Annotated in this window: 5 protein-coding genes; all 5 read right to left on the bottom strand. The window is 61.7% G+C overall.

What is annotated here, in order from left to right:
- Window positions 1-35: 35 nt before the first annotated feature.
- From ACE04F_RS18840 to ACE04F_RS18820, 5 genes are read right to left on the bottom strand one after another with little or no spacing between them, the layout of a single operon-like run.
- Window positions 36-1,193 carry a glutathionylspermidine synthase family protein gene (locus tag ACE04F_RS18840; protein WP_486109036.1) on the bottom strand — a complete coding sequence of 386 codons (1,158 nt, stop codon included), beginning with the start codon at window positions 1,191-1,193 and terminating at the stop codon, window positions 36-38.
- Between the two features lie 12 nt (window positions 1,194-1,205).
- Window positions 1,206-1,907 carry a DUF1190 domain-containing protein gene (locus ACE04F_RS18835; RefSeq protein ID WP_486109034.1) on the bottom strand — a complete coding sequence of 234 codons (702 nt, stop codon included), beginning with the start codon at window positions 1,905-1,907 and terminating at the stop codon, window positions 1,206-1,208.
- Window positions 1,908-1,926: 19 nt separating this feature from the next.
- Window positions 1,927-2,355, bottom strand: a complete 429-nt coding sequence (locus ACE04F_RS18830; protein WP_434571556.1) for a DUF350 domain-containing protein — start codon at window positions 2,353-2,355, stop codon at window positions 1,927-1,929.
- A 15-nt stretch (window positions 2,356-2,370) separates the two neighbouring features.
- Complete coding sequence (locus ACE04F_RS18825) at window positions 2,371-3,033, bottom strand: DUF2491 family protein (RefSeq protein WP_486109032.1); 663 nt, start codon at window positions 3,031-3,033, stop codon at window positions 2,371-2,373.
- On the bottom strand, window positions 3,020-4,054 hold the full coding sequence (locus tag ACE04F_RS18820) for an ion channel (RefSeq protein WP_486109030.1): 1,035 nt from the start codon (window positions 4,052-4,054) through the stop codon (window positions 3,020-3,022). Before ACE04F_RS18820 ends, ACE04F_RS18825 begins: the two co-directional genes overlap by 14 nt.
- Window positions 4,055-4,244: the final 190 nt, after the last annotated feature.

Below are 4,244 nucleotides of genomic sequence, written 5' to 3'. Positions count from 1 at the left end.
CCCCCCCCCCCCCACGAGGGGTTCAGGGTTGGGGATCATCCGAGAATCAGGTGCGGCAGGAACCGGCTGGAATCCTTGGTGATCAGGCTGTCGTCTTCACGCACGCCGATGCCGGCTGCCTGGTCGCCGATGACCCAGGAGCCAACCAGGGTGTAGCTGTCGCCAAACCGTGGCAATGGCGCGAATTCCTGGAGGATGAAGGGTGCGTCGGTATACGGGCCGTCTTCCTTGACGATCAAACCGTCAGCGGTCTGCAGCTCGATGTTGGCGCCTTCCCGGGAAAAGAACGGCTTGCGCACCCAGCCCTTGGGCACGGCTTGGCTCGTGTCGGCATCCAGGTGGGCCGCGAGCAGGTTCGGGTGGCCTTTGTTGAATTCCCACAGCAGCGGCAGAATGCCCTTGTTAGAGATGATCGACTTCCAGGCCGGCTCGAAAAACTGCGTATCGCATTGGGCAATCGCAGCGCCAAACGGCTCGTGGAAGATGAACTCCCAGGCGTGCAGCTTGAACAGGTGTGGAATCCAGCGCTCCTCCAGGTCGACGAAACGCCCGTCACTGTTGAGGCCGATGTCTTCGATATCGATGTGCCGCGATTCAATGCCGACTTTTTCCGCAATCAGGCGCAAGTAATCCGTGGTGCCCTTGTCTTCTACCGAACCTTTCATCGAGGCGAAATAAAACGGCTCCTTGAGCTGCAACTGGGCAAAGGCCTGGTGCAACTTGGTGTCGATGCTGTTGAACTGGTCGGCATGGGCCGGCAGCACGCCGCGCTCGATGCATTGCTCCAGCCAGCCCCACTGGAACGCCGCCGCCTCGTAGAGGCTGGTCGGCGTGTCGTAGTTGAGTTCCAGCAGCTTGGCGGGGCCGCTGCCGTTGTAGGAAAAATCCATACGCCCGTACAGGTGCGGGTGGCCCTCAAGCCATGAAGTGCGAACCAGGTCGAAGAACGGCGCGGGAATGCTCAGGCGCTCCAGCAATTCTTCGCTCTGGACCACGCGGGCCACGAGGTCCATGCACATCTCATGGATCTCGGTCGTCGGGTCTTCCAGGTCATCCTCGATCTGCTTGAGGGTGAACTGGTAGTACGCGCTTTCGTCCCAATAGGGTTCGTCGTCGATGGTGTGGAACAGAAAGCCGAGCTGCTCGGCCGTCTGTTTCCAGTCAGGACGTTCTGCGCACTGGATCTTCTTCATGACGCTGGTTCCTCAACCGCCGGAGCTGCTCGATCCGCCCCAACCGCTGCGGGCGCTGGAACTGCTGCCGAAGCCACCGCGAGAAGTGGAGGAAGCAACGGACATCGGCTTGCTGGTCTTGATGGTGTCGGTGTAGCTGCCGTACCGCGCCTGGTTGGACTTGGTAAAAGTCGAGCCCCGGGAGACACGCTGGCTGAGGGTCGAGGACCCGAAGCTGCCGCGATCATCGCGGTAACGGTAGACCGGCTCGGAGTAATAGCTGTTGCGGTTGCTGCTCAACATGTTGCCGATCAGCATGCCCGTCAGCAGGTTGCCGAAGCCTGAACCACCGACGTTCGCTTCCGAAGCGGGCAATTGGGCCCTGGCGGCGTCGACCTGGGATTGGGTGACTTCGCCATCGGCGCTCAGCTCGAAACCGCCCAGCTTGGGAATGAACTGGCCGGACGAATCCTGCTGGCACCAATCGGGGACGAAGTCGGCATCGCAATCGGCCTGGCTGGCGTACGTCGGCGCGATGCGACGATGCTCGGTCATGGCGGTCATGTAGGCGTCGGCGCAAATGTCCACCGGCAGCTTTTCATCGACACATTGCTGGACGGACTGGAAGTTGTACTTCTTCTGCAACTTGTAGGTTTTTTCCGTTGGCCCGCAACCGGATATCGCCAGGGCGACCGACGCAGCCAGCGAAAGCTGGACGTACTTGCTTCGTTTCATCGGGATCTCCGTGGCGCAATCAGTTCGTGGAAGGCGTCATGCACGCGGCGTTCAGCATGCCGACGCTGATGGCCACGGCGGCGATGTAGATACCGGCGGCGATCTCACCATTCTTGATTCGCGCGGAAGCGCCCTTGAGCACCAGGCTGGTCACCAGGAAGGCCAGCAACTGGACGGCGGCGGCGATCACCGCCCAGACGACGAAATCCAGCAGGCTGATCGAGTAGGCGATCACGTTGCTCGCCGGGATGGCGAAACCGACCAGGGCTCCGCTCAGGGCGATCGCCGCGGCCACGTTGCCCGAGCGGATCAGCTCGAACTCTTTGTGTGGCGTGACGTGGATGTAGATGAACTGAAACAGCGCGAACAGCACGGCCGCGCCGAGGATGTACAGGACGAAGCCGAACACGGCAGCCTTGTTCAGGGAAATGGAGAGCGCTTCAAGCATGGAATTCTTCCTTATTCAAAGAGTGTTCAAGTCAGTGGTGTACAGCGAAATACCCAGCGAAGTGCTCAGGCTGACGGCGCCTTCGGCGTCCTCCTCGACAGAGAACAGCAGGAATTCCCGGCGATCGGTCAGGCCGGTGTCGCGGGCGTACAGCATCGAGCGGTGCTCGACGCTGTAGGACTCTTGCGGATTGCTCACGCGCTCGCTCAACGCCACCAGTTCTGTCTGGCCAGCCTCGGAGCCCCATTCCCGGGTGTATTCGACACCGTCGTGGGTGTAGGTCGGCAGGCCGATCAGGCTTTCGGGGCCGGCGAGGCGACGCAACTCGGCCTCACTGTTGATCGTGACGTAGCTCAGGTAATTGAACAGGATCACCGACTCGACCTGCCCGGCGACGTCGCCGCTGGTGTGAACTTGCAGCCAGTAGTCTTCGTCGTTCATGTAGCAGCGCGACAGCCAGTTCGACTGCCCGAGGTCGACGATGCCCAGGCTCCAGATCTGTTGGGAGCCGGGGATGACCACGGTACTGTTGCCGTCGAGCAACAACTTGAGCGTGGCATCGAACATGACCTGCTTGCCGGAGGCCAGGCCCAGCGGGCCGCTCACGGGCGAGTCATGGCCGGCTGTCTTGTTCGCGTTCGGGGCCTCAAGCCCCATCAACTGTTTAAACCAGCCCATGGGTAATTTCCTTGAGACGCGTGGACGCGATGTAGAACAGTTCGCCACCCACGATGCGCGTGGTGCCGGGCGGATTGATCGATGGGTGTCGGGCACCCTTGGCGCGGTAGCCGATCAGCGTAGCGTTGTGCTGCTCTTTCATCCGGCCGTAGAGGTCGCCGAACGTCGCTTCAAACGCATCGGGCAGTTTCATCAGGTATTGGGTGGCGCCTTCGCCGACACAGAGCAATTCATTGATGACCACCGACGAGCCCGGGTCCTGGGAGGCCCGCACGAGCATTTCGATGGCCATGCTGGAGGTGCATTCCAGGCTCGGCGCATAGGCGCTGGCGAGGGCGGCAATTTCGCTGTCATTGAAGTGGGCGACCACATGCCCGACGGGCCCCAGCCGATTGACCGCCAGCACCGTGGCCAGGGTCAGGTCGTCGGAATGGGTTCGCACCAGCACGCGCTCGGCGCCGGGTACGCCGGCGCGCTGCAACAGGGCGACCGAGGACAGGCTGTCGCCCTTGATGAACGAGGCCTTGCCGGGCATGGGGTTTTCTTCGAGAGCGCAATCGCAGATCACGATCAGGTTGTCATTGGAGGTTTCGTCCTGCAGCAGCAATTCAATGACCCGCTCGCTGGAGGCGCCCTCCCACCCGATGAGAACCGTGTGGCCGACCTGGCCGGTGAAATCGCCTTTGCCTTTCATGCCTTTTCTCCATACATCGATGACGCTGCTGGTGGTTTTGCCGATGGCTGCCGTCAGCAGCGCAATGCCCCCGAGCATCACCCAGGTAGCCACGAACACCCGTCCCGCCGCTGTCTGTGGCGCGAGATCGCCATAGCCGACGGTGAGCGTGGTGGTGAGATAGAAGTAGGTGAACGTGGCGGCGGCGATAAGGTGCTGCTCGCCCAGCAACACCAGGCCGATCCAGGCCGTGGACAGGTGCACGCCCAGCGCAATGGCCAGGCCGGCCCAGCCGAATCGATGGAAGAACGACGAAGCGTACGCGCGCAACAGAAGGAAAATCGACATTTCGTCCCTGACTCCGTGGGGCTTCGTTCCTGGCGGGATAATCGCTCGGGCAGCTGCGTGATCGCAGCATGGTGGCCGGACAGCATTAAACCTGTTGTGCGGCCTGGATAGAAGTACCTGCGTAACAATAAATCCGTGGCGTGCACACCCTTGTGGGGGGGGGGCGGGCTCCCGCTGGACTGCGTAGCAG

Source organism: Pseudomonas sp. AGC41 (assembly GCF_057334555.1).
Note: the sequence above shows the minus strand (reverse complement) of the source record. Positions and strands in the feature narration are given on the sequence as shown.

What these genes read in the sequence shown, in the direction of transcription:
- ACE04F_RS18825 (WP_486109032.1), bottom strand. Translation starts at nt 3,033, where the DNA reads ATGGGCTGGTTTAAACAGTTGATGGGGCTTGAGGCCCCGAACGCGAAC.
- ACE04F_RS18840 (WP_486109036.1), bottom strand. Translation starts at nt 1,193, where the DNA reads ATGAAGAAGATCCAGTGCGCAGAACGTCCTGACTGGAAACAGACGGCC.
- ACE04F_RS18835 (WP_486109034.1), bottom strand. Translation starts at nt 1,907, where the DNA reads ATGAAACGAAGCAAGTACGTCCAGCTTTCGCTGGCTGCGTCGGTCGCC.
- ACE04F_RS18820 (WP_486109030.1), bottom strand. Translation starts at nt 4,054, where the DNA reads ATGTCGATTTTCCTTCTGTTGCGCGCGTACGCTTCGTCGTTCTTCCAT.
- ACE04F_RS18830 (WP_434571556.1), bottom strand. Translation starts at nt 2,355, where the DNA reads ATGCTTGAAGCGCTCTCCATTTCCCTGAACAAGGCTGCCGTGTTCGGC.